Here is a 24,480-nt window from a genome sequence, read left to right on the forward strand (position 1 = left end):
AATCTGGGGTTTCGACATGAGCGCATTTCTCGACAGGTTGCGAACGGCACTCGGACGTGCCGGGCAGCCGTTCGTCCTGCTCGGCAATTTCGAGGTGGAACGCCACTGGGGCGAGGGTGAGCTGGGCCTTCCCACGTTCAATTCGCCCGGCTCCGACCTGGTCGTCAATCGCATGGACGAGTTCGCCCTCACGCTGGCCGGGCCGGACGACGTCGTCGTGCTCAAGTCCCAGCCGGACGCGGGCTATCTGGAGTACCTGACGTCGCTGGGCTTGACCCTGCCCCGGATCCTGACCCCCGCCGTCAGCAATCCGGCCAACGACGTCACCGGGGACGCCTTGGCCGACGAGTCGCTGCGGCTGCTCTTGTCCAGGCTGCGTGACAGCGGCGCGGCCATCCTGCCGCACGGGATCTCCGAGCGCGAGGAGCGGCTCGCCGAGACGACGGGTGTCCCGCTGGCCGGTCCATCGGCGGCGGTGGCCAAGGCGGTGAACGGCAAGGTCTACAGCCGCCGCCTGACGGAGGAGCTCGGACTGCGGCAGCCGGCCGGCCGCTGGTGCGACAGCATCGACCGATGGCGGGAGGCCGTGACGTGGGCCCGCGATGTGCTCGCCGCGGGCGGCCGGGTGGCCGTGAAGGATTCCTTCGGCGTTTCCGGCAAGGGCATCCTGGTGATCGCCGACGCGGGCCGCCTCAACCAGCTCGACCGGATGTTCACGTCCCGGGCCACGCGTCGAGGCACCGAGGCGCTCGGCGTGGTGGTCGAGGAGTGGGTCGAGAAGTCGGCCGACCTCAACTACCAGTTCACGCTGGGCCGGGACGGCGCCGTCCGGGTCGACTTCGTCAAGGAGGCGCTGACCGAGTCCGGTGTACACAAAGGACATCTGGTGCCGGCGCGGCTCGGCACGGGCGTACGGGAGGAGATCGAGGAATGCTGCCGGCGGGTCGGCGCGGCTCTGGCCACCGAGGGTTTCTTCGGCGTCGTCGGCGTCGACGCCATGCTCGACCCGGACGGCCGGCTCTACCCGGTGACCGAGATCAACGCGCGCAACAACATGTCGACCTACCAGGAGACGCTGCTGGAGCTGCTCGAGCTGACCGGCCGGACCGCCCTGGCCCGGCACTATCCGGTCGTCGTACCGGGCGGTGTGCCGTTCGCCGGCCTCCGCGACGCGCTCGGCGATCTGCTGCTGACCGACAAGAACGCGAGTGGCATGGTCGTCAACAACTTCGCCACCGTGACCGCCGCCGAATCCGGCCGGTTGTACGGCATCCTGCTCGGTTCCGGCCTGGACGCCGTACGCGACCTGGACGACCGGCTGACCGGCGTCCTCGATGAATGGCAGAAGGAGACCGTGGCATGACCTTCGAGATCCAGAACCTTTCCGTACGCGACCTCGCCGACCGCTTCGGCACTCCGCTCTACCTTTACGACGGCGACGTGCTCGCCGGCCAGTACCAGGGGCTGCGGGCACGGTTGCACGGCGACGTCGAGATCTTCTATTCGATGAAGGCGAATCCCAATGTGGCCGTGTGCCAGCTCCTGCACCGGCTGGGGGCGCGCGCCGAGGTCTCCTCGATGGTCGAACTGGTCACCGCGCAGCGCGCCGGCGTCCCGGCCGACGAGATCATGTTCCTGGGCCCGGGCAAGAGCGAGGAGGAGCTGGCCGCGTGTGCGCGCGGCGAGGCCGGGTTGTTCGTGGCCGAGTCCTTCGGCGAGCTCGACCGCTACGACGCGATGGTGGCCGAGGCCGGTGGCCACGGCCGCACGCTGATCCGGGTCAACCCGGCGTTCTCGGTCAAGGGCGCGGGACTGACGATGGGTGGCAAGGCCCGGCAGTTCGGCATCGACGAGGACCAGCTGATGCGGTCCGGTCCGGCCGCCGAGCGATGGCCGCATCTGCGGATCGCCGGGGTCCAGGCGTACATGGGCACGCGGATCCTTCAGGAGGCGGCCGTCGTCGCCGACACCACCCAGATCATGGCGATGGCCGAGCGGATCACGGCGGCGCTGGGGTGTGCGCTCGACGTGGTCGACGTGGGCGGCGGGCTGGGCATCGCCTATTTCGAGGGCGAACGCGACCTCGACGTGGACGTGCTCGCGGCCGGCCTCAACCCCGTGGTCGACGATTTCCGGCGACGCCATCCGCACACGCGGGTGCTGATGGAGCTCGGCCGCTACCTGACCGCACCGGCCGGCACCTATGTCGTGCGGGTCCGCTACGTCAAGGACTCGCACGGCGAGCCGTTCGCGGTCGCCGACGGCGGCACCAACCATCACATGGCGGCGGTCGGGATCGGCTCGTTCGTCAAACGGAACTTCCCGGTGGCTCTGCTCAGCCGCGACGCGGCGGACGACAACCGGCCGTGGAACATCTCCGGTCCACTGTGTACGCCGAACGATCTGCTCGTGAAGCGGGCGGTGCTGCCCGCGCTACGGCCGGGTGACCTGCTCGGCATCGGCCGCTCCGGTGCCTACGGCCCGTCGGCGTCGCCCGGTCTGTTCCTCAGTCACGGCTTCCCGGCCGAGGTGCTGGTCCTCGACGGCGTCGCGCACCTGGTCCGCCGCAGGGACGCGGTGGCCGACCTCATCCAAACGCAATTCGTGATCGACCTCGAAGGGAGAACCGGTGATTCAGGAGAGCGACGTCATCAAGGTGCTGGAGCAGGTGCTGGAGCGGGAGCTGCCGGACGTTGACGGCGGCACGCGGCTGCTCGAGGAGCTGAGCCTCGACTCGACCGCGGTACTCGAGGTGCTCATGGCCATCGAGGAAAGCCTCGGCGTCTCATTCGACCCGGAGGACCTCGAACCGCAGCACCTGAACTCGGTGAGCGCGCTGACCGAGTTCGTCCGTAACCAGAACTGACCCGTCCCAGGGCCCCGCCGGCGCGGCGGGGCCCTTTTCCGAACTGGAGACACTCCCATGGCCGGCACCCCGAAACTCGGCATCGTCTACGACCTGGGCGCCGCCCGCCCGGTCGACATCCTCGCGGCGGCACGTCGCGTCTTCGACCCGGTGTTCGTGTTCACCAGGGCGACTTCGGCACCGATCCCCGAGGGGTCGGTCGACGTCACCGGCCTCGACGCCGCCACCGCCGCGGGCAAGCTCACCGCGCTCGGTGTCGAGCACATCACCACTTTCAGCGACCTGCAGCTCGTGGCCACGGCCGAGATCGCCGCGGCCGGCCGCATGCCGTTCCTGTCGGTCGCCACCGCGCGGGCCTGCCGCGACAAGCTGGTCCAGCGCAGGATCCTCGCCGACGCGGGTGTCGACGCCGTCGCCTCGCGGTTGCTGACCCGCCCCGGCGACCTGCCCGCGCTGATCGACGAGATCGGCCTGCCCGTGGTGGTCAAGCCGCGCGAGGGCCGCGGCAGCATCGACACCCAGCGGATCGACACGCCGGGCCAAGCCCGGGAGTGGATGCGGCAGCACGCCACGACCACGACGGACTACGTCGTCGAGGAGATGCTCGTCGGTGATCCGCGGCACGCCGGCGCCGACTGGGGTGACTTCGTCTCCGTCGAGTCGGTGATCGAGGGCGGTGTCGTGCGGGACGTCGGCGTCTCCGGCAAGTTCCCGCTGCATCCCCCGTTCCGGGAAGGCGGCCTGCTCATCCCGTCCACGGTGAACGAGGACATGGCCCGGCGCTGCCGGCACCTGGCCGAGGCGGCCGTCCGGGCGCTTGGAATTCACATGGGAGTCACGCACACCGAGATCAAACTCACCGCGAGCGGCCCGCGGATCATCGAGGTGAACGGCCGCGTTCCCGGCTACATGCCCGAGATGATCCGGCGGGCCACCGGATTCGACCTGGTCAAGGCGGCGTGCAAGGTGGCGCTCGGCATCCCGGTCGGGGACCTCCCCGAGTTGCCCGCCGGGGTGCACTACCAGCGGTTCATCCAGCCGCCGCCGGGTGCGACGCGACTCGTGGGCATGGCCGACCCGGCGGTGGTCACGGCGGTACCGGGAGTGCTGCGCTTCGACCCGTACGTGACGGCCGGGTCGGCACTCGACTGGCGGGCCGGGACCAGCGATCACATCGGCGTTCTGCACGGTGCGGCGGCCGACCACCGCGGGGCCCTGGCCGCGGTGACGGCCGCCATCGAGGCGCTGGCTCTGGATTACTCCTGATCGGCGAGCTGAGCCAGCCGCCGGTGGTCGATCTTGCCGTTCGCGGTGACCGGCAGCGCGTCGACCAGGTGCCACCGCCGCGGCACCAGAGCCGCCGGGAGGGCGCGGGACAGGAAGTCACGCAGTTCCTCCGGCGGCACCGGGCCGTCGCCAGGCACGTAGTAGGCAACCAGCCGCTTGCGGTCGCCCTCCCCCGCGGTCACCACGGCTCCGTCGGCGACCGCGGGGTGCGCGCGCAGCGCCGCCTCGATCTCGCCCAGTTCCATCCGGACGCCGGACACCTTGACCTGCCGGTCGAGCCGGCCCACATAGCTCAGCACCGTCCCGTCCACACGGACGGCGTCGCCGCTGCGGTAGAGCCGGCCGGTCGGCGACTGCGGATCCAGCACGTCGCGGAAGAACCCCGCGGCCGTCGCCCGTTCGTCGGCCAGATAGCCGCACCCCGGTGCCAGCCCACCCACGAAAAGCTCGCCGAGCTCACCCGGTTCGACGGCCCGCCACATGCCGCGGTCGTCGCGGGCCAGCACGTACAGCACCGTGTTGGGGACCGGAGTGCCCACCGGCAGCCGCGGCCGGTCCAGGTCGTCCGGGGTCACCACGTGGTGCGTGACGTCGTCCGAGGTCTCGGTGAAACCGTACGCGTTCACCAGCGTCACGCCGGGGAAACGCTCGAGCAGCCGACCGGCCAGCGGCGTGCCGAGTTCCTCACCGGTCGACACCAGGCAGCGCAGGGCACGTGCCCGGTCCCGGCCGGCCGGCCCGGCCAGCCACTCCAGTGCGGTCGGTACCAGCTCGAGCACCGTCGTCCCGGTCCGTTCGGCCCGGGCCAGCAGCGTACGGGGAAATGCCATGTCCCGATCGTCGAAAACCGCTACCGTGCCGCCGACCAGCAGCGGCGCGAGCATCTGCCAGATGGCGATGTCGAAGGTGAGCGGCGCGGTCAGGCCGAGGACATCGGCCGGACCCAGGTCCAGATCCAGCACCTTCGCCCACAGATGGTTCATCATGCCGCGGTGCTCGTTGAGCGCGCCCTTGGGCGTTCCCGTGGTCCCCGAGGTGTAGAAGACGTAACGCGGCTCGCCCGGGTCGGCACATCGCCGCCGCAGCGTTGCGGGGTCACCGCCGGCCGGCACCACGAACGGAATCACCGGTACTCCGGCGTCGGGTGGCCGCGGGCCGCCGTAGTGCAGCACGCGCCCGGCGTGCGCGCGGGCGAGAATGCCGGTGAGCCGCTCGGCCGGCCACGCGGCGTCCACCGGCAGGTATGTCAACCCCAGGCTCTCGAACGCCAGCAACAGGATCACCGACTCGGCCGAGCGGGGCCCGCACGAAGCCAGGACCTCGCCCGGGCGGCATCCGGCCGCCAGCAAAGCCGCCTCGGTGGCCGCCACCCGGGACGCCAAGTCTCGGTAAGTCACCGTTTCATCCGGTCCTGCGATCGCGACGTCCTGCGGCGCCGTCTCGGCGAATCGCAGTACGTGCCCGGTCACCGTCTCCCCCACGTCCACCGGATGGTCGCGTCGCAGACTCCACTTGCTGGCACGGGCGGCCTCCTCGGACACGATCGGGAGGTCGGCGAGCTCCGGGACGAATCGGCGCGCGTCGTTCGTCGTCACCGCGTCACCCCGTACGTCTCGAGGTCGCTGAAGAAGCCGTCGACAACCTGCCGGTCACCGGTCCGGTACACGAACTCGCCCAGCACGATGTCGAGCACGCCGAGCCCGAACGGCGAGAACAGCACCGTCCGGCCGGTGGGCACGGTGTAGTCGCCAGCCAGCACGTCGTACAGGGTGGCGTGCAGGAAGTCACGATTTCCGGTGGCCTGCTCGGTGAGGTGGACCGAGGTGTTCGCCTTGAGGCAGTGCTCGACGTCGTCGACCACATTTACCGACGACAGCACCACGTCGGCGGACACATCCCGTAGCGAGATGTTCAGGACCAGCGGGGCATGGTCGAACCAGCCGGGGTCGGTGACATGCGGCGTCCCGGCGGTGGTGGCGAAGACGATCACGTCGCTGGTGCGGATGAGGCCCTCCAGGTCGTCGAAGTGCTCCACGGGCGTGTCGCAGACGCCGCGCAGGTAGTCGCCGAAGCCACGGACCCGGTCCGGCGAGTGGTCGTAGAGGCCGATACGCTCCATCGGGTGTCCGGTTGCGGCCAGATAGCGGTGGATGTAGCGGGCGATCAGGCCGGTGCCGACCAGACCGATCCGGCCGCGCTGCTCCCGGCCCCGGCCCAGCACCAGGGCGGCCAGCGCCGCCGACGCCGCGGTCCGGGTCGCGCTGATGATCGAGCTTTCCAGGCAGGCGAACGGGTATCCGGTGGTGCGGTCGTTGAGCAACAGGACGGCCGAGGCGCGAGGCAGCCCCTCGGCGACGTTGGCGGGGAAGCTGGAGATCCATTTGAGGCCCGCGGTGTCCACCTCACCGCCCACGGCGGCGGGCAGCGCGATGATGCGCGCCTCGGGGCGGTCCGGGAAACGGAGAAAGTAGGACGGCGGGTTGACCGTACGCCCCGAACCGTGCAACCGATATGCGGACTCGATCAGGTCCATCACCTCGGCCTCCCGGCCGGCCAGCGCGGCCTGCACGGCCGTGCCGGGAATGACGGCGAACGACGGGGACTGGGTCATGACGGGTCCTCCTCGAGGACGAATGGGGGGACGGGCCGGCCGAAACGCTCCTGGACCCAGGCGTCGCTGTAGATCGTGTCGATGTAACGTTCACCCATGTCCGGCGCGACCAGGACGGCCCGGTGCCGGCGTTCCGGGTCGTGCCGGCGCAGCCAGGACACGGCGCCGCTGAGGACCGTGCCGCTGGATCCGCCGAACAGGAAGCCGTGGCGTGACATCAACCGGCAGGCGCTGATCGTGTCCATCTCGCCGACGTGGACGATGTCGTCGAAGAGGCCGGGGTCGACCAGCGGCGGCCGCACCCCGGCACCCAGGCCCGGAATGTGCCGCGGCGCTGCGGGCGTGCCGAAGGTGACCGAGCCGGCCGCGTCGACCGCGACGACCCGGACGTCCTTCATGGTGTCCCGGAAGTAGCGGGCGCAACCGATCGCGGTGCCGCCGGTGCCGACCCCGACGAAGAGCACGGTCAGGTCGGGCACGTGTTTGGCGATCTCCGGCGCGGTGGTCTCGTAGTGCGCGTTCCAGTTCGCGGGGTTGCCGTACTGGTCAAGCCACACGTAACGCGGGTCGTTCGCGCACAATTCGCGCACCCGGTCGAGACGCGCCTGCAACAAGCCGCCCGTCGGATGCGGCTCGGTCACCGTCTCCACCTCGGCGCCGAACGCGCGCATGACCAGAATCGTGGCGGCGTTGCACCGGGCGTCGGTCACACATCGGAACCGCAGCTTCTTGTCGGCGGCGACCACGCTCAACGCGATTCCGAGGTTACCCGACGATGATTCGACGATTATCGAATCAGATCGGATCAATCCGTCGCGTTCGGCCGCGGCGACCATGCCGACCGCCGACCGCAACTTGATCGAACCACCGAAGTTGAGACCTTCGGTCTTCATATACATCTTGCGGCCTAGCATGCGCTCGAGGTCGATGTATACCTCGGACTCGAGGAGATCCTGCGGCGCCGCGATGATGGGCATCCCCTTCTCCTCGTCTCAGTCGGTGGCCGGTACGGCACGGGTGGCGAACGCCCGCCACAGCCCCGCGGCAGTGCGGAACACCGTTTCGTCCAGGGCATCGTCGGGCAGTTCCACGGCGAACTCCGACTCGAGCTCGGCCAGCAGCCGGACCGCGCCGAGGGAGTCCATGCCGAGGTCGGCGAGATCCTGGTCCTCGGCAAGCGGTGCACCATCGTCGAGACCTGGCAGGTTTCGCCGTACGACGGCGTCAAACCGTTCCTTCTCCATGCGCACTTCACCTCACGTTAGATGCCGCCTGTCCCGCCGGCGGGACAGAACCGGTGCCATTTCCCATTGATCGACTTCATGGCATATTGCTATTGCCCGGTCCCCCTACCGGCGTCAACGGCGACGCCGATCCGGTGATGAACATTTGCTGTTGCGGAGGAAAACAAATGACAGAGTCGCGATCCTCAATCCTCGAACAATCCGAGGTCACCGACAAAGTCGATGTCGCACTACTGGTTGATACCGAAGTTCTGCTGCGCGGCCTCGAATCACTGCTCGCACAAATCCCGAACGTGCGGGTAGTGGCACGGTTCGTGGACGTCCCGTTGGCGTGGCCGCCACACGACGCGAACACCCGGCTGGTGATCACGACGGTGCGGTCGTGGCCGCTGCTGGGCCACCACCATGGCATGACCGGTCCGGACCGGCCCCGGGTGCTTCTGGTCGGCGACGATCTGAGCAGCGACGACATCTCGGGGCACGGCGAGCTGCCCTGCGACGGGGTGCTGCTGCTGGCCGACGCGACCGTCACCACGCTCGGCGATGTCCTGCGGCAGGTCGTCGCCGGGGCCATGCCGATGCCCGCGCCGCTGACCCGTCAGCTGCTGACCACCGGTCCGGCTCGGGCCCGGCACACGAACGGCCGGCCGGTCGCATTGACGCCGCGGGAATCCGAGATGCTCAGCCTGCTCGCCCGCGGTCTCAGCAACAAACAGATCGCAAAAACGCTCGGCATCTCGACTCATGGCGTCAAACGGCTGGTCGGAACGGTTCTGCTCAAGCTCGGCGCACCGAATCGGACCACGGCCGTCATCACCGCGATGACCGAAGGTCTCGTGTAAGTCATACCGAACGAAGCTAACGACTCGGACGCCGGGACGGGATCTCCACAAGATGGCATGCCATTATCGGCAGCTCCCGTTCCGCGCGGACGAGAATGGACCCGGCCGATTGGGGCGCACTTAGGTATACGGTTCGCGGCCGCCCCGGTCGGCATGATGGACGACGTGACCGCGCCCATCGATGTCGTCGAGGTCTGGACCGTCCCGGTCCGCCGATCGCCGGAAAGCGAGCGAATGCTCGCCTCCGTTCTCGACGTCCAGGAGAAAACGAGACTGGCCCGAATGGACGACGATGCCGTTCGTGCCCGCTTCATCGCCGTCCATGGCGCCGCACGGTTCATTCTCGCGGCTCGGCTGGCAGTGCGTCCCGCGGATATCCGGTGGCGGATCGGGCCGCACGGCAAACCCGAGATCGCGGGCGGGCCCAGGGTCAGTCTCAGCCATTCTGGCGACGGCGCCCTCGTCGCGGTGGCCGAGCGGCCCGTCGGCGTGGACATCGAGCGAATCCGTGCGCGCTGGAACGTCCGTCCCCCGACCCGGCTGTTTCCGGCAGCCGAGGCACGGGTGGTCGCGGGCGCGGAACCGGGCCGGCGAGCCGCGACATTCGTCCGGCTCCACGTCCGCAAGGAGGCATGCGTCAAGGCGTCCGGCACCACGATGCTCCCGTACGGCGTCCGGCTGCCCGCGCTCGGCGCCGCTCCGCTGACGATGCGCTTCGGCGGTGAGTGCTGGCGTGTGCACGACCTGAGCGCCGCGCCCGGCTACGGAGCGGCGGTGGCCGTGCGGGGCGCGGACGACTTCGTGGTGCGAACGCGCACCCTCGACAACTTGGAGTGAGCTGTGGCAGAACAATCGGGGCCGTCGCACAGTCAGCGCCGCCTGTGGATATTGCAGCAGCTGGACCCGGCCAGCTACGTCTACCACGTCCCGCTGGCACTGCGGTTCAACGCCGGCGTACGCGAGCCCGCGCTGCGCACCGCCCTGGACCGGCTGAGCGCGCGCCACGAGATCCTGCGTACCAGCTATCCATCCGACGAGCACGGCAACCCGCTACGCGTCGTGCACCAGCGCTCCGCGATCGACCTGGAGATCGTCGAGGTGCCCGCGGACACCGACTGGCAGAGTGTCGCGAGATCGGTGTCGCATCGTCCGTTCGCGCTCGCGTCGGGGCCGCCACTGCGGGCCGCGCTGCTGCGCTGCACGGAGGGGACCGACGTGCTCGTCCTGGTCGCCCACCACATCGCCCTCGACGGCTGGTCGCGGGCCATCCTGGAAAGGGACCTGGCGTCCCTCTACGAAGCCGCCGCCGACGGACGCGACGCCGCCCTGCCACCCGCCCGGGCCACGTTCGGCGACTACGTCGACGACCAGCGGGACGTCGTTGCGGACCTCGACCACTGGCGGTCCGTGCTCGACGGATTTCAGCAGCTGGAGCTGCCGCTGGACCGGCCTCGGCCGGCGCATCCCGACGACCGGGCCGACTCGGTGCGCTTCGCGCTTTCCGCCGAAACGACCCATGCCCTGAAAACCCTTGCGCTGCGGTGCCGCAGCGCACCGTCGAGCGCGCTCGCCGCGGCGTTCCAGGCCGCCCTGGCCAGGTGGACCGGGCAGCGGGACGTCACCATCGGCACCGTGCTGGCGGGCCGCAGCGATCCCCGGTTCCAGGAGGTCGTCGGCTTCTTCGTCAACACCGTCGCGCTGCGGGCCACCATCGAGGAGCCGGACAGCTTCCGTAGCCTGCTTCGCCGCGTACACGCCACGATGACGACGGCCCACCGGCATCAGGACGTGCCGTTCGACGACGTGGTCGCCGCGGTCGCATCCGGTCGGGACGTGAGCCGCGGCGCGGTCTTCGACGTGCTGTATGTCCACGGTGGCGACGAGCGGGACGCCCCGGACGGGCCGTTCACCCGGGAGTTCTTCGAGGATCGGACCGCGTTGTGTGACCTGCAGCTGGACACCGGTTTCACGGGCGACCGCCTCACCGGCCGGGTCACCTACCGCACCGGTCTGTTCGACCGTCGCACCATCGAGGCGTTCACCGCCCGTCTGGTCCGCCTGCTCAACCAGGTGGTCGTGCAGCCCGACGAGCCCCTTTCGACGCTGCCGGTCATGGATGCCGCCGAGCGGGCCGAGATCCTGGCCCGGTCGGCCGGAGATCCACTGCGCGCCGCGGCTACGACGCTGACGGCCGCGTTCGAGGCTCAGGTGGCGCGCGATCCCAGCGCGATCGCGGTCGTGGCCGGCAACGTCACGCTGACCTATGGCGAGCTCGACCGGCGGGCCAATCGGGTGGCGCGCGACCTGATCGACGCGGGAGCCGGTCGTGACCGCGTGGTCGGAGTGCTGATGGAGCGCTCCGAGCACCTGGTGGTCGCACTCCTGGGTGTCGTGAAATCCGGCGCGGCCTACTGCCCGCTTGCGGTCACCGACCCTCCCGTACGCCTCGAGACCGTGCTCGCCGAGTCCAGCGCGGTAGCGCTGCTCGTCGACCAGGACTCACTCGGTCACGCGGCGGCTCGCCGCGACGACGGTTTGCCGGTGGTGGCGGTGCCGACCCGTGCCGACGCGGTCGCCGACGATCCGGGCGTCACCGTCGACCCCGATCAGCTCGCCTACGTGATCTACACGTCGGGCTCCACCGGCGTACCCAAAGGTGTCGCCATACCGCACCGCGCGATCACCGAGCTCGCCGGCGACACGTGCTGGGACACCGGTGCTCACGAGCGGGTGTTGCTGCACACCCCGCAGACCTTCGACGTCATGGAGTACGAACTGTGGGTGCCGCTGCTGCGCGGCGGGCGGGTCGTGGTGGCGCCACCCGGTATCCTCGACGTGGCTCAACTGGACGAGCTGATCTCCAGCGGTGACATCGACGCGGTGTGGCTCACCTCGGGGTTGTTCCGGTTGATGGCCGACGAACGGCCGGCCTGTTTCGCCGGGGTGCGTGAGGTGTGGGCGGGTGGCGACGTGGTGCCGCCCGAGTCGGTGCGCCGGGTACTCGAACACTGCCCGGACGTCACCGTGGTCAACGGCTACGGGCCGACCGAGACCACCGTCTTCGCCACCAGCCACCGCGTACGGCCACCGGTCGACCGGGACGTGCCGGTACCCATCGGACGCCCGCTCAACGGGACCAGGTGCTACGTGCTCGATCCCCGGCTTGAGCTGGTCCCCGATGGTGTCCTGGGCGAACTCTACATCGGAGGCAGCGGGCTGGCACGTGGCTACCTCGGACGGGACGACCTGACTGCCGAGCGGTTCGTCGACGACCCCCACGGGCCGCCCGGCGGCCGGATGTACCGGACCGGGGACCTGGTGCGCCGGCGCTCGGACGGCTGCCTGGAATTCGCCGGCCGCACCGACCATCAGGTGAAGATCCGCGGGTTTCGCATCGAGATCGGTGAGATCGAGGCCGCGGTGGGGCAGCATCCCGGTGTCACCCAGGTCGCGGTGCTGGCCCGCGAGGACGCTCCAGGAGACCGGCGGCTGGTGGGATACCTGGTCGGGGACCTCGATCTGAACGTCGAAGACGTACGCGCGTTCGCCGAGGCCCGACTGCCCGGCTACATGGTTCCCGGCGAGTTCGTCGTGCTCGACGCCCTGCCGCTGACCGCACACCAGAAGGTCGATCGGCGGGCGCTGCCGGCCCCGCGCCGCATCACCCAGGCCGGCCGGGAACCGCGCACCGAGCTCGAACGTACGTTGTGCGCTCTCTTCGCCGAGGTGCTCGACCTGGCCGAGGTCGGCCGGGATGACGACTTCTTCCAGATCGGCGGGCACTCGCTGCTCGGCATCCGGTTGGTCAGCCGGATCCGATCCGGCCTTGGCGCCGAGCTGAACATCCGGACTCTGTTCGAGGCCCCGACGGTCGCCGCACTCGCCCGGCGCATGGCGGAGGGCGGCCTGCGTGACCCCTTGGAGGTGCTGCTGCCGCTGCGCGCCGACGGCGACCTGCCCCCCTTGTTCTGCGTCCATCCGGCGGCGGGCATGAGCTGGGTCTACTCCGGACTGCTCCGCCACCTCGAACCGGGCCGGCCGGTCTACGGCCTGCAGGATCCGGCTCTCGGCGGCAAGGCCGGCCTCGAAACGGTCGAGACAACCGCGGCGGCATTCGTCGAACGGATCCGGTCGGTGCAGCCGCGCGGCCCGTATCACCTGCTGGGCTGGTCGTACGGGGGTCTGGTCGCGCACGCGATGGCCAGCCTGCTGCAGAGCCGGGGCGACGAGGTCGGCCTGCTGGCCCTGGCCGATTCGTACCCGTTGATCGGACGCAGCTGGGCGGAGTCAACCGATCTGGACACCAGCGACCTCCTCACGATGGTGCTCGACTCCCTCGGACACCGGCACGCCGCGCGCCCGCTGGACTACCCAGAGTTCGTCGACACGCTGCGCCGCGCCGACCCGGTGCTTTCCGAACTCGATCCGCACGTCCTCGCCAACGTCGCGCCGGTGTTCGCCCGCAACATGGACCGGGCTCACCGCTTCCGGCCCGGCGTGTTCGACGGCGATCTTCTGCTGTTCGCCGCCACCAAGGAGGCCGGACCGGGCGCGCCACAACCGGACGACTGGATGCCCTATCTGACCGGCTCGCTCGACGTGCGCCCGGTCGTCGCAAGCCATGGCGACATACTGACCGGCCGGCCGTTGACCGAGATTGGATCCATGCTGCGGGAAAGCTTGGAGAAGGTGCGGCCGGCGGTTCGCTGACCTATGCGTAGCAGGGGAGGATATGTGTTGTGGCGGCGGGTGTTTCGTCCCGGCCGGTGCCGCAGGTGCTCGAGGCGGTGCTGGAGCGGTTGACGTATGTGAACGAGGAGACCGGATACACGGTGGCCCGGGTGGCGACCGGGCGCGGGTCGGACCTGATGACCGTGGTCGGCGCGCTGCTGGGGGCGCAGCCGGGCGAGAGCTTGCGGATGCGGGGCTGGTGGTCCTCGCACGCCCAGTACGGGCGCCAGTTCGAGGTGGTCTCCTACAGCACCGTGCTCCCGGCCACGATCCAGGGCATCCGCCGCTACCTGGGCTCGGGCCTGATCAAAGGAATCGGGCCGGTGTTCGCCGAACGGATCGTCGACCACTTCGGCGAGGACACCCTGCGGGTCATCGAAGAGGAGGCGGCGCGGCTGGTCGAGGTGCCGGGGCTGGGGCCGAAGCGTACGGGAAAAATCACCGCGGCCTGGCAGGAGCAGAAAGCCATCAAGGAAGTGATGGTATTCCTGCAAGGCGTCGGGGTGTCCACGTCGATCGCGGTGCGGATCTACAAGAAGTACGCCGAGAAGTCGATCGACGTGGTCAAGACCGAACCGTACCGGCTGGCCGCCGACGTGTGGGGCATCGGCTTCAAGACCGCCGACACCATCGCGCAGGCCGTCGGGATCCCGCACGACAGCCCCGAACGAGTGAAAGCCGGCCTGCAATACACGCTGTCGCAGGCCACCGACAACGGCCACTGCTACCTGCCCGCCGACCAACTGATCGCCGAGGCCACCAAAATCCTCGACGTGCCCGCCGGGCTGGCCGCCGAATGCCTGGACGACCTGGTCGCCGACGAAGGCGTGGTGCGGGAGGAGCTGCCCGGGCCGACCGCGGCGATCTACCTGATCCCGTTCCACCGGGCCGAGCTGTCGCTCGCGGGCTCGCTGTTGTCGCTGTTGCGCGACCGCGACGACCGCATGCCCCACTTCGCCGGCGTAGACTGGGCCAAGGCCCTGACCTGGCTGAAAGCCCGCACCGGCACCGACCTGGCCGCCGAGCAGGAACAGGCCGTACGCCTCGCCCTGACCGCCAAGGTAGCGGTGCTGACCGGCGGGCCCGGCTGCGGCAAAAGCTTCACCGTCCGCTCGATCGTCGAGCTCGCCGCCGCGAAGAAAGCCAAAATCCTACTCGTCGCCCCCACCGGCCGCGCGGCGAAACGCCTCGCCGAGCTCACCGGCCAGCCCGCCGCGACCGTGCACCGGCTGCTGAAGCTGCAACCCGGCGGGGAAGCCAGTTACGACCGGGACAACCCGCTGGATGTCGACCTGCTCGTGGTCGACGAAGCCTCCATGCTCGACCTCATCCTCGCCAACAAACTCATCAAGGCCGTCCCGCCCGGCGCGCACCTGCTGCTGGTTGGCGACGTTGACCAACTCCCCTCCGTCGGCGCCGGGGAGGTGCTGCGTGACCTGCTCGCCGCCGACACCATTCCCCGCGTACGCCTGACCAAAGTGTTCCGGCAGGCCGCGGACTCCGGCGTGGTCAGCAACGCCCACCGCATCAACGCCGGAAAGCCCCCGATCCTGGACGGCATGCGCGACTTCTTCCTATTCGCCAGCGACGACACCGAAGCCGCCGCGGAACTGACCGTCGACGTCGCCTGCAACCGCATCGCCGCGAAGTTCGGCCTCGACCCGCGCCGCGACATCCAGGTTCTGGCGCCCATGCACCGCGGCCCGGCCGGCGCCGGCGCTCTCAACACGCTGTTGCAGCAGCGACTCACCCCGCCACGGGAGGGTTTACCGGAACGGCGGGCTGGTGGACGAGTGTTCCGTGTCGGCGACAAGGTCACCCAAATCCGCAACAACTACGACAAGGGCCAGGCCGGCGTCTTCAACGGCACCCTCGGCGTCATCACCGCCCTCAACCCCGACGAGCAAACCCTGACCGTACGCACCGACGAAGACGAAAGCATCGACTACGACTTCGACGAACTCGACGAACTCGCCCACGCGTACGCCATGACCATCCACCGCTCGCAAGGATCCGAATACCCCGCCGTGGTCATCCCGATCACCACCAGCGCCTGGATGATGCTGCAACGCAACCTGCTCTACACCGCCGTCACCCGCGCCAAAAAACTCGTCGTCCTGGTCGGCTCCCGCCGCGCGCTGGCCGCCGCCATCCGCACCGTCAGCGCCGGCCGCCGCCACACCGCCCTCACGTACCGCCTTGCCCGATAGCACACGGACCCGCAACACAAGCACGTCCTGGACCAGCGGCGTGCACCCTGGCCGCACCCGGTCCGCCCCGCACCCCGCACTGCCGAGTCCTCAGCCGCGCTGACCGCGAACCGATCCTGCTGGGCGTTGCCCACCCGCCTCCCGGCAAGGACGGACGCTTCGATGAGACGTTTACGCACGCTCAGCGTGCTGCTCGCCGCCGGCACCACGCTGCTGGCCGCGGCCGGCTGCACCCACGGCACGGCCGCGACCACTTCGCCCGCGGTTGCGGCGGCGACGGCGGCACCGCTGCCGAAAGCGTGGACCGTCCAGCCCGCCCCAGCCGTGACCGTGCCCGCCGCACAGGTCGCCCCCGGTGCCTGGGCTCCGTCACCGACACCGACCTGGGGGTTCCTCAAGACCGGTAAACCCGTCCCGGTGGTGTCGCGATCGGTGCCGGCGACCTCGCCGGTGTGCCCGGCCACCCTCGGTCCCGCCCCGAACCTCCCGGTCACCGCCACCGCCGGCACCGGCAGCGTCACCGTGAGCTGGCCCGGCCTCGGCGATCGGCGGGTTCAGGCCTATCGCGTCGGCGCCGTTCCACAGGGCTGGAGCAAAGGCCCCGGCACCACCGGATCGCTGGTCCAAGCCCCGGGACGCTGGCACACCGTCACCGCGGTACACACCTGCGCCACGGTGACCTATCGGTTCACCGGCCTGACCCGCGGCACCGCCTACGAATTCTGGCTCGACGCCGTGCACACCACCGACTCCTACGGGGCACCGACCGCCACCCAGGAAACCATGATCGGCCGGTCCAGCCCGGTCGTCGTCCACTGACCCAGCCCAGCCCAGCCGACCCGACGGAGAATCCCATGCGCCCCACCGCCCTCGCCCGCACCGTCGCGCTGCTCGGCGCCACCGTCGCGACGATCGCCACCACGACCGGCTGCACCACCAGCACGACCACGCCGGCCCCACCAGCAGCCGCCATGACCTCGGCCCCCGCCGTGCCGGTCGCCGCGATCCCGATCGCCGCGAAACCGGCCACCCCGGCGCCTGCTCTGAAGAACACCGGCACCGCCTGGCCCACCGTGATCGGCTCCATGCTCACCTACGGACAATGGCTCGTCGCCAACCCCAACCCGGCCCTGGCCGGCACCATCACCGAGCCGGGCTGCGCCAGCGCCACCGCGCTGACCGCCCAACTGCAGTCACTGCTCGACCAGAACGCCCGCGTCCAACCCGCCGCCATCACCCTCACCAGCGTCACCGGCCCCTACCCGGCCACACCCGGCACGACCACCACCGCAAAAACCACCGCCACCACCGCGCCGGTCGGCAGCATCGCCGAGATCGACGTTCAAGCGGCACGCGCCGCCGAGCCGATCATCGAGCACTCCATCACCGCCGCCAAACCCGCCACCGCCAGCAGCGCGATCATCGAACTCGCCGACCAGCCCGCCCTCGCACCGACCACACTGCACATCACCCTGAACCTGGGCTCCGACAACCGATGGCGCTTCTGCACCATCGCCGACGCCATCAACGACCCCGACGGCGAAGCCATCACCACCGTGCTGTGACAAACCGGCACACCCCGCGTCCAGGCAGCAACACGAGCCCAACCTTCTCGACCATTCAGCCAAAGGCGGCGGTTCGCCTCCCGGGCCGGCGCACCAGCACTGCGGCCACGTCCCTCCAGTGCGCGCCGGTCTGCGCAGCAGCGATTCAGGAGTCGTTGATCAAGGGCTGCAGCAGCGCGGACATGGTGGCCGCGGCTCGTTCGGGGTCACCGTCGACGATGGCTTCGACCAGGTCGGTGTGCAGCCGCGCGAGGTCGTCGGCCGCCCCCGCCACGTCGTGGAGCTGGACCTCCTCGAACACCTCGAGAAGTCCGTCGTACACCTCCTGCATCAACGCGTTCCGCGTGGCGGCCACGATCGCTCGGTGCAGGGCCGAGTCGGCGCGCAAGCGCTCGTGCACGTCGCCGTTGGCCCACGCGTCACGCCGCTCGCCGAGAAGGATGCGCAGGCGCTCGGCGTCGGCCTCGCTGCGGCGGGCCGCGGCGATCCGGGCGGATGCGGCATCGAGTGCCAGCCGCAGTTCCAGGCTGTCCCGGCGGGAGGTGACCGCGACCCGGCGCGACACCGACGAGCGCAGGTCGGAGGTCGACACCACGAAGGTTCCCCGCCCCTGTTCCCGCCGCAGGATGCCGGCCTGGACCAAGGAGCTGACCGCCTCGCGCACCGTGTTGCGGCCGGCGCCACTCCACTCGACCAGCTCGGACTCGGTCGGGATCTTGCTGGCCAGCCGCCACCGCCCGTCGGTGATCTGCGCGCGGAACAACTCGGTGACGCGAGCGACGAGGCCGGTGCGATCCAGGTTCGGGCTGGGCACAACAGAAGCCTAGACCGGCCGGCAGGCAACCGAACCGGCGCCCAGCGTGATCAGCAGCGTCGCGGCAAGCAGCACATAGGTCACATTCCAGCCGTGACTCGCCTGGTGGATCACGCCGAGCGCCAGCGGACCGACGCAGCCGATGCCATAGCCGATGCCCTGGACCACACCGGAAAGCCGCGAGGCATCGTCGGGGTTCGCCGACCGCGCGCCGATCAACGTCAGGCAGAGCGGGAAGGTACTGACACCGAGGCCGAAGGCGGTCGCCCACACGAAGGCGCCGGCGGCGGGGGCCGCGAGCATGCCCGCGTAGCCGATGCCCATCAGCACCACACAAACCACGACGATGGGGTACGGATTACGCAGTCGCCTGGTCAGCGGCGGCACCACGAAGGCAGCGATCAGCCCGAGCCCCGCGAACCAGGACAGCAACAGCGCGCTGGCGGTCGAGCTCAGCCCGGCGTCCCGCAGCATGGTCGGAAACCAGGTCACCAGCGTGTAGACGTGAAGCGTGGTCATCGCCATCAAACCGATCAAACCCACGACCAGCCCCGTACGCCACGAGAAGCGCGACGGAAGCGTTCTGGCCGCCGCGGTCGGCGGGGACGACCGGGGAACCGTCACGTGCCACAGCACCGCCGCCACCGCGGTCACCACCGCCCATCCGCCCGCGGCCGTCCGCCACCCGTAGGCGTCAGCCAGCGGCAACGCGATCAGCGGTGCCGCCAGCTGTCCGACCTGGAGCAGCACCATGTACATCGTGCTGACCGTATGCAGCCGCTGCGGAAAATGCTGCTTCACGATCGGGATCAGGATGACGTTGGCCGCGCCGACTCCGGCGAACGCGATCACCGAGGCCACGATCATGACGGTCGGCGACCATGCTGCCGCTCGCAGCAGAATGCCGGCCGTCGTGGCGGTCACCGCCACCGCGGCGGTGCGTTCCAGGCCGAACCGACGGGCGAGCGGCGGGGCGACGAACGCCGCGACCGCGAAACAGGCAGTCACCACCGTACCGATGGCCCCGGCAATGATCGGTCCAAAGTGCAGGTCGGCGGCTGCGTCGCCGGTCAACACGCTGAATCCGGTCACCGCGGTCCGCAGGTTGAGGGCGGTCAGGGCGACGGCAAGCAGGATGCCGCGGTGCAGCCGGGCGGGGCCGAGCACGGTCGTGGACACGCCACGAGTGAATCATGGGATGATGGGATGAATCCAGTGGCTAGATCCTATGTGGCCCCCGGACGTCGACGCCGTCGGCCATGTCGTGGACGTGGGACTCGCATGCATCTACCTTTTACCGCACCACGTAGTGGGTACCCAAAAGCTTTCAGAAACGACATCGCTCGCACCGGCGAATGCGGGACCCCGGCGTTCACCGGAGTGGCGTTTATTTTGGCGACGTTCGTTACAGGCAAAGGCTGCGACGAGGTCTGGAAATCTTCTCGACCCGAGCAATAACGTATCGGCGGAGTCCACGGTTGCTTGTGGACGCCGCGTCTTCGCAGCCCGTGGCGGCGCTCCTTTGAGGCTCACGAAAGGGATTTCATGTCAAGGCCAGTGATCTTTTTCCGGATGCGGAGATGGCAGGTCGGTGTTATCGCGGCCGCCATGGCTGCGTTAACCATTCTTACCCCGGGCACCGCGTTCGCGAATTCCAAGTGGATCGCGGACGACCTGCCATACCCCGACAATCAGGTCCGCACCGCAGGTACGGTCGCTTTTGCGGTGCAGGATGCTTACGACAATGGTCCGTCGGCGCAGATCTGGCGAGCCGACAACCCCACCGGCTCCATGCTGATCTCGATAAACAACGGCACGCCGTTCACGCTTCCGGGATCCAGCGCGTATTCCCCGGTGATAGCACCGGCCGCGAACAACCGTTGGCTGATCGCCCACACCGGCGGTGGCGGCCAGATCTATTGGGGCTGGTACGGCCCTAACCCCGGACAATTCACCGGCTGGGCGCCCGCCCGGGGGTTCACCGCGAGCGGTCCGCCGGCGATCACTCAGATCCGAAACGACAGCCGCGCCTTCATGGTCTGGCGGGCCAGCGATGGTGGGAACAATGTCTGGGGCTCCTACTTCGACGGGAGCGCGTGGGCACTCGCTCAGGAGCCCGGCGAATGGGTGGGGCAGACCAACGATTCCCCCTCGGTCGCGTACAACGACGCATCCGATGTCATTTATGTGGCCCATAGGGGCACGAACGGCCACGTCTACTACACGGGCCAGCCATATGGCGACAGATACTGGGGCCCATGGCAGGACGCTAACACTCCCTACAACTGGCCCTCGACCGGATCGCCGTCCATCGCCGAGATCCCGGACAGTTACAACATGGAAATCGCTACTCGTGACGACGAGAACACCCTGCAATTCATCCAGGTCACACCGAACGGCGTGGCCGGCGCGCGCTGGATCCGCGACGATGAGGGCTGGCAGACCCCCTACAACGTCTACATCACCAGGGTGCACGACGTCATCTGGGCCTTCCTGACGGGCCGTGACGGCCACTGGGGCTACGTCAAGCAACTGTGATGCCACCGCCAGAGCCCAGTGTCGCAGCGCCTGAAGGACGCTCGACCACCAAGACGGGAGGCCGCGTTGATTCGGTTTGTGGCTGTCGGTGACAGCTTCACCGAGGGGATGGCGGACGGCCGTCCTGATGGGACGCTACGCGGCTGGGCTGATCTTGTCGCGGCGGGGCTGGCGTCCAGCGAGGGGGAGGCGGTCCGGTATGCGAACCTGGCCGTTCGGGGACGACTCCTCGAGCCGATCGTCGACGAGCAGCTCGAAGCGGCGCTTTCCCTTGACCCGCCGCCTACGCTGATCTCTTTCAACGGCGGCTTCAACGACATGATGCGGCCGCGCGTGGACATGGCCGGGCTCACGGTGCGCACCGAGCGGGCCATCCGGCGGAGCGCCGAAGCGGGCGTACGGCTGGTGCTGCTCAGTGCGCCCGACCCCTCCGAGCGGCTGCCGTTCGGCCGGGTGATGCGACGGCGCGGCGAGATTCTCGCCGCGGCCGTTGCCGGATTCGCCGTGACATACGATGTCCCGTTCGTCGATGTTTTTCATGATGCCGAGATTCGCCGGGTACGGTACTGGTCTCCGGATCGCCTGCACCTGAATGCGGCCGGGCACCGCCGGGTCGCGAGCCTGGTGCTGAATGCCCTGGGGTGTCCGACCGCGGAGCATGTCGCCGGCCCGGGTCGGAGCGAGCGGCGCGGTGTGATGGCGGAGGCTCGGTTCTATCGTGAGCACGTTCTGCCATGGGTCATGCGCCGCGCCGGACGACGCTCCTCCGGCGACAACCGTTCCGGCAAGATCGAGGACTGGATACCGATCGAGGCCACGGTTCAGTGAGCCTTGGCCCGCGAATCTTCGCCAAGGTGTCCGACGGCGGCGGAATCGGGCTCCCGGGGTTCGCCTCCAGGCCCGCGTCCGGTTATCGCTGCCGAAGGAACGCCGCGATGGCGTTGGCCATGTCGATCGGGTGCGTCACCATCGCGAGGTGGTCGGCTCCGTCCACCCACTCGATCATGGTTCGCGGGAGGTTCTCGTCGAGAAAACGGGCCGCGTCGACGTGATGTGCGGGCGTGTTCGAGCCGAGCAGCAACAACGTGCGCTGGTCGATTGTCTTGAACCCGTCGAGGTTGCCGACGAGCGAGTCGATGACGCGGAGTTCCCGGACCCACGTGGGGACGAGTGCCACCATCTCGGGCCACATAGCGCTTTGCCGAAGAGCCTCGATACCCACGGCGGGCACCCGGATGCACATGAGGTGGTGTGCATGACGCGCGATACCGTGTACATCAATTCCCCTATATTCGCGACCAACACATTCTTGGCGGACTGTGCCGCCCGTCAGAAACGTGCAGAATTCTCTGCCACGATCCGGGATCGCGCCACACCATTGTGTGGGTACCCAAAAGGCACACGAACGACCGGCCGCTCCCTGGCACTTTCACGACGTGCACCGAACAGGGGGAACACCAGGAGCGGTGACGTGAATCCCATAGCTCCCGGTGCTCCCCGCTAGCCGGACGCCGCGGGGGGAATGCGACCCGCCCGGCCACCGCACAAACGATAGCGACGCCGCGAAAATCAGCCAGAACGCTGTGCCGCTTCTCACCACGGTAAATGTTCCGCCGGAGGTGAATTCGTTTTGCAACCCCACGCCCGATTGAGGCTTCTTAGGGTAACCATGGCATGGGGTGGCGCCGATATCAGAATGAACAAGACTTGGTGGCTCACGCTGCCGAACCTTCGACTCTCAACCTTGTTCGGTGCGCACCGCGTTCTTGGAGCATGAGATTGGGATCGGACGATGACGACGGCTTCCGGGCCTTCGTGCGGCAGCAATGGGATCCGCTGACCCGGACGGCGTACCTGCTGACCGGTGACCACAGCTATGCCGAGGACCTGGTGCAGACGGCGCTGGAGAAGACCCACCGCCGGTGGCGAAAGGTGTCGGTGATGGACTCCCCCGCCGGCTACGTGCACCGCGTGATGGTGAATACCGCGATCTCCTGGCGTCGCCGGCGGAGCTGGGGCGAGATCGCGCTCACCCCGCCCGACCGAGCCCGCGGCGACGACCCGTACGCGGGTGTGGAGCAACGCCAGCAACTCGTCATCGCACTCCGGAAGCTACCGCCGAGGATGCGTGCCGTGCTGGTGCTGCGCTACTTCGATGATCTGAGCGAGGCCGACGTCGCCGAGGTCATGGGCTGCTCCGTCGGCACCGTCAAGAGCCAGGCCTCGCGCGGCCTGCAACGTCTTCGCGAAGAGATCACGCCCACCGGAATGTCACCGTCCGTCAGCCTGCAGGGGAGCTGAGCATGAACATCGAGACCGAACTGCGCGCCGGACTCATCGAAACCGCCGGGGAGCTGGACCTGCGCCTCGACCCGTGGACGTCTTTCCAGCGGCGGGAGACCCGGCACCGCCGCAACCGGCTGATCCGAGCCGGCGTAGCAGCCGCGGCGGTGACCGCCCTGGCCGGAATGCAGGCCGGGGTGGTGCCGGTGCCCGGCTGGGCGCCCACCATCGCGCTGGCCGTAGGCAACGAGGCGCTCCTCAACGGTCCGGTCCGCGGTTCCCTCGCCGGCGACACCGCGTTCCTCGCCGGGATGCGCGCGCAGATCAGGGACATCGACAACCCCGACCAGAACTGGCGCATCGGTGACCGGAGCAAAATCCGATTCCTGTACGCCGCGGACGTCGGCGACAAAAGGGTGGTACTCGCGTACGTGCCGCTGCGATTTGGTTTCGTGACCAAACCGCAGTTGCTCTGGTACGACGGCGCGGCCGGGTCGGACCCCGCGGAGATGGTGGCGGTGGCCAACGTCGACCCCGCACAGCGGGCCACCCAGTACGTCATGGCGTCGTTCGACGATCCGGGTGTCGCGGTGCTGGTCGGACCGCCAGGCAGCACCGCGACGATCAGCCCCGGTTACGAGTTCGGCGCGGACGGCCGGGTGCATGACGATCCGGCTGTCTCGGGTGTGCCGGGAAGCGGGATCGCCGAGACGGTTCTGCCCCCTGCCCCGGGCGACCCGGGCGTCACGATGACACTGACCCAGGACGGCCGTAGCACGGTGGTCGCGCAGGGCGAGGGCGGGTCGGGCGGCTCGCTGCCCGATGAGAAGGTGTTCGACGCCGCGCTGAGCAAAGCGCTGGGCGACCGCGTGCTCGACCACAATCTGCTGCGGCCGTGGGTGCAGATGGGCCTCGACACGGGCCAGATGCGCTTGGCGGACGCCCGGCTGGTGGTGCGCTGGACCGGGGAGGTGAACGGGCAGCAGGCAGTTCTGTTCACTCTGCAGAAGGCCGGCGGTGGGGTACTCGCCTTCGCGTGGCACGGCTCGTCCGCGGGGTCACGCGAGGATCTCCGGTTGCTGCTCCCGGCCGCGGGCTCCGACCGGCGGCCCATCGCGTGGCGCATGTATGCCGAGGGATCGCAGGTTCCGACCGACCAGGTGATCGTGATCGCGCCGGCGGGCGCAGCGCGGGTGACGCTGACCTCGGTCTCCGGTGACCCGGAGAAGGTCGCGATCGACCACTCGGGGAAAGGGAAGGCCACGGTCGCGCCGGGCGCCGCCGCGACGGTGACCGCGTACGCCGCGGACGGGTCCGAGATGGGGTCGACGCCGGTGCCGCCGTTCGACGACGGGACCGGCATCATCGGGCAGACGCCAGGCACCCGCGTCGTTCCGTAGGCTCGCCCGGATTGTTCGAGCTCAGCCCGGCGAGGATGCCTGATCGCCGGGCTGAGTTCGAAACACGCGATATCTGCGGCGGCTCAATC

21 protein-coding genes are annotated in these 24,480 nt (G+C 69.2%); 14 read left to right on the plus strand and 7 right to left on the minus strand.

The genetic code is table 11. The features are described 5' to 3' along the window. Positions 1-16 precede the first annotated feature (16 nt). Genes HH310_RS19465 through HH310_RS19480 form a run of 4 tightly spaced genes read left to right on the plus strand, consistent with a single transcriptional unit; the run spans position 17 to position 4,132 of the window. Positions 17-1,363 carry an ATP-grasp domain-containing protein gene (locus HH310_RS19465; protein ID WP_169177012.1) on the plus strand — a complete coding sequence of 449 codons (1,347 nt, stop codon included), beginning with the start codon at positions 17-19 and terminating at the stop codon, positions 1,361-1,363. Continuing rightward, positions 1,360-2,697, plus strand: coding sequence for a type III PLP-dependent enzyme (locus HH310_RS19470; RefSeq protein ID WP_169177013.1), 1,338 nt, complete (start codon positions 1,360-1,362; stop codon positions 2,695-2,697). Before HH310_RS19465 ends, HH310_RS19470 begins: the two co-directional genes overlap by 4 nt. Then, positions 2,630-2,866, plus strand: a complete 237-nt coding sequence (locus HH310_RS19475) for an acyl carrier protein (RefSeq protein WP_169177014.1) — start codon at positions 2,630-2,632, stop codon at positions 2,864-2,866. The genes HH310_RS19470 and HH310_RS19475 overlap by 68 nt, the downstream gene beginning before the upstream one ends. 57 nt (positions 2,867-2,923) lie before the next feature. Then, positions 2,924-4,132 (plus strand): acetyl-CoA carboxylase biotin carboxylase subunit family protein, encoded by a 1,209-nt coding sequence (locus HH310_RS19480; RefSeq protein WP_169177015.1) that lies wholly within the window; start codon positions 2,924-2,926, stop codon positions 4,130-4,132. On the opposite strand, the gene HH310_RS19485 is transcribed toward HH310_RS19480, so the two are convergent. Genes HH310_RS19485 through HH310_RS19500 form a run of 4 tightly spaced genes read right to left on the minus strand, consistent with a single transcriptional unit; the run spans position 4,123 to position 8,008 of the window. Continuing rightward, on the minus strand, positions 4,123-5,748 hold the full coding sequence (locus HH310_RS19485) for an amino acid adenylation domain-containing protein (protein WP_169177016.1): 1,626 nt from the start codon (positions 5,746-5,748) through the stop codon (positions 4,123-4,125). The two genes, HH310_RS19480 and HH310_RS19485, sit on opposite strands and share 10 nt — an antisense overlap. Then, positions 5,745-6,764, minus strand: a complete 1,020-nt coding sequence (gene sbnB, locus HH310_RS19490) for a 2,3-diaminopropionate biosynthesis protein SbnB (RefSeq protein WP_169177017.1) — start codon at positions 6,762-6,764, stop codon at positions 5,745-5,747. The genes HH310_RS19485 and sbnB overlap by 4 nt, the downstream gene beginning before the upstream one ends. Then, a complete protein-coding gene (sbnA, locus tag HH310_RS19495; protein WP_169177018.1) occupies positions 6,761-7,741 on the minus strand; it encodes a 2,3-diaminopropionate biosynthesis protein SbnA in 981 nt (326 codons plus the stop codon). The genes sbnB and sbnA overlap by 4 nt, the downstream gene beginning before the upstream one ends. A gap of 15 nt (positions 7,742-7,756) precedes the next feature. Further along, positions 7,757-8,008 carry an acyl carrier protein gene (locus HH310_RS19500; RefSeq protein ID WP_169177019.1) on the minus strand — a complete coding sequence of 84 codons (252 nt, stop codon included), beginning with the start codon at positions 8,006-8,008 and terminating at the stop codon, positions 7,757-7,759. A gap of 167 nt (positions 8,009-8,175) precedes the next feature. Here HH310_RS19500 and HH310_RS19505 point away from each other — a divergent pair, with 167 nt between their 5' ends. From HH310_RS19505 to HH310_RS19530, 6 genes are all read left to right on the plus strand, one after another. Next, positions 8,176-8,850, plus strand: a complete 675-nt coding sequence (locus tag HH310_RS19505; RefSeq protein ID WP_169177020.1) for a response regulator transcription factor — start codon at positions 8,176-8,178, stop codon at positions 8,848-8,850. Positions 8,851-9,015: 165 nt separating this feature from the next. Then, entirely contained in the window at positions 9,016-9,687 is a 672-nt protein-coding gene (locus HH310_RS19510; RefSeq protein ID WP_169177021.1) for a 4'-phosphopantetheinyl transferase superfamily protein, read from the plus strand. A gap of 3 nt (positions 9,688-9,690) precedes the next feature. Next, complete coding sequence (locus tag HH310_RS19515) at positions 9,691-13,560, plus strand: amino acid adenylation domain-containing protein (protein ID WP_169177022.1); 3,870 nt, start codon at positions 9,691-9,693, stop codon at positions 13,558-13,560. Between the two features lie 29 nt (positions 13,561-13,589). After that, on the plus strand, positions 13,590-15,791 hold the full coding sequence (locus HH310_RS19520) for an ATP-dependent RecD-like DNA helicase (RefSeq protein WP_169177023.1): 2,202 nt from the start codon (positions 13,590-13,592) through the stop codon (positions 15,789-15,791). Between the two features lie 162 nt (positions 15,792-15,953). After that, positions 15,954-16,610: a fibronectin type III domain-containing protein gene (locus HH310_RS19525; RefSeq protein WP_169177024.1), complete on the plus strand. Its 657-nt coding sequence runs from the start codon at positions 15,954-15,956 to the stop codon at positions 16,608-16,610. Positions 16,611-16,645: 35 nt separating this feature from the next. After that, on the plus strand, positions 16,646-17,356 hold the full coding sequence (locus HH310_RS19530; protein ID WP_169177025.1) for a hypothetical protein: 711 nt from the start codon (positions 16,646-16,648) through the stop codon (positions 17,354-17,356). A gap of 145 nt (positions 17,357-17,501) precedes the next feature. On the opposite strand, the gene HH310_RS19535 is transcribed toward HH310_RS19530, so the two are convergent. Together HH310_RS19535 and HH310_RS19540 are read right to left on the minus strand one after the other, a co-directional pair. Further along, on the minus strand, positions 17,502-18,170 hold the full coding sequence (locus HH310_RS19535) for an FCD domain-containing protein (RefSeq protein ID WP_211192366.1): 669 nt from the start codon (positions 18,168-18,170) through the stop codon (positions 17,502-17,504). Positions 18,171-18,179: 9 nt separating this feature from the next. Beyond that, positions 18,180-19,349: a CynX/NimT family MFS transporter gene (locus tag HH310_RS19540; RefSeq protein ID WP_169177026.1), complete on the minus strand. Its 1,170-nt coding sequence runs from the start codon at positions 19,347-19,349 to the stop codon at positions 18,180-18,182. Between the two features lie 429 nt (positions 19,350-19,778). Here HH310_RS19540 and HH310_RS19545 point away from each other — a divergent pair, with 429 nt between their 5' ends. After that, positions 19,779-20,708, plus strand: a complete 930-nt coding sequence (locus HH310_RS19545) for a hypothetical protein (RefSeq protein WP_169177027.1) — start codon at positions 19,779-19,781, stop codon at positions 20,706-20,708. 78 nt (positions 20,709-20,786) lie between these two features. Continuing rightward, entirely contained in the window at positions 20,787-21,536 is a 750-nt protein-coding gene (locus HH310_RS19550; RefSeq protein WP_312034213.1) for an SGNH/GDSL hydrolase family protein, read from the plus strand. An 82-nt stretch (positions 21,537-21,618) separates the two neighbouring features. Here HH310_RS19550 and HH310_RS19555 read toward each other — a convergent pair whose 3' ends face one another. After that, the gene (locus tag HH310_RS19555) at positions 21,619-21,888 is read right to left on the minus strand and encodes an alpha/beta fold hydrolase (RefSeq protein ID WP_169177028.1); all 270 of its coding nucleotides are present in this window, start codon (positions 21,886-21,888) and stop codon (positions 21,619-21,621) included. A gap of 593 nt (positions 21,889-22,481) precedes the next feature. On the opposite strand from HH310_RS19555, the gene HH310_RS19560 reads away from it, so the two are divergent. Both HH310_RS19560 and HH310_RS19565 read left to right on the plus strand, forming a co-directional pair. Continuing rightward, positions 22,482-23,009, plus strand: coding sequence for a SigE family RNA polymerase sigma factor (locus HH310_RS19560; RefSeq protein ID WP_211192367.1), 528 nt, complete (start codon positions 22,482-22,484; stop codon positions 23,007-23,009). 2 nt (positions 23,010-23,011) lie between these two features. Beyond that, complete coding sequence (locus tag HH310_RS19565; protein WP_169177029.1) at positions 23,012-24,391, plus strand: hypothetical protein; 1,380 nt, start codon at positions 23,012-23,014, stop codon at positions 24,389-24,391. Positions 24,392-24,480: the final 89 nt, after the last annotated feature.

Source organism: Actinoplanes sp. TBRC 11911 (genome assembly GCF_012933445.1).
Lineage (GTDB): Bacteria > Actinomycetota > Actinomycetes > Mycobacteriales > Micromonosporaceae > Actinoplanes.

Bases quoted from the DNA above. Each gene is read 5' to 3' on its own strand.
- HH310_RS19465 (WP_169177012.1), top strand. From the start codon at position 17: ATGAGCGCATTTCTCGACAGGTTGCGAACGGCACTCGGACGTGCCGGG.
- HH310_RS19470 (WP_169177013.1), top strand. From the start codon at position 1,360: ATGACCTTCGAGATCCAGAACCTTTCCGTACGCGACCTCGCCGACCGC.
- HH310_RS19480 (WP_169177015.1), top strand. From the start codon at position 2,924: ATGGCCGGCACCCCGAAACTCGGCATCGTCTACGACCTGGGCGCCGCC.
- sbnB (WP_169177017.1), bottom strand. From the start codon at position 6,764: ATGACCCAGTCCCCGTCGTTCGCCGTCATTCCCGGCACGGCCGTGCAG.
- sbnA (WP_169177018.1), bottom strand. From the start codon at position 7,741: ATGCCCATCATCGCGGCGCCGCAGGATCTCCTCGAGTCCGAGGTATAC.
- HH310_RS19500 (WP_169177019.1), bottom strand. From the start codon at position 8,008: ATGGAGAAGGAACGGTTTGACGCCGTCGTACGGCGAAACCTGCCAGGT.
- HH310_RS19505 (WP_169177020.1), top strand. From the start codon at position 8,176: ATGACAGAGTCGCGATCCTCAATCCTCGAACAATCCGAGGTCACCGAC.
- HH310_RS19525 (WP_169177024.1), top strand. From the start codon at position 15,954: ATGAGACGTTTACGCACGCTCAGCGTGCTGCTCGCCGCCGGCACCACG.
- HH310_RS19530 (WP_169177025.1), top strand. From the start codon at position 16,646: ATGCGCCCCACCGCCCTCGCCCGCACCGTCGCGCTGCTCGGCGCCACC.
- HH310_RS19545 (WP_169177027.1), top strand. From the start codon at position 19,779: ATGGCTGCGTTAACCATTCTTACCCCGGGCACCGCGTTCGCGAATTCC.
- HH310_RS19555 (WP_169177028.1), bottom strand. From the start codon at position 21,888: ATGGTGGCACTCGTCCCCACGTGGGTCCGGGAACTCCGCGTCATCGAC.
- HH310_RS19560 (WP_211192367.1), top strand. From the start codon at position 22,482: ATGAGATTGGGATCGGACGATGACGACGGCTTCCGGGCCTTCGTGCGG.
- HH310_RS19565 (WP_169177029.1), top strand. From the start codon at position 23,012: ATGAACATCGAGACCGAACTGCGCGCCGGACTCATCGAAACCGCCGGG.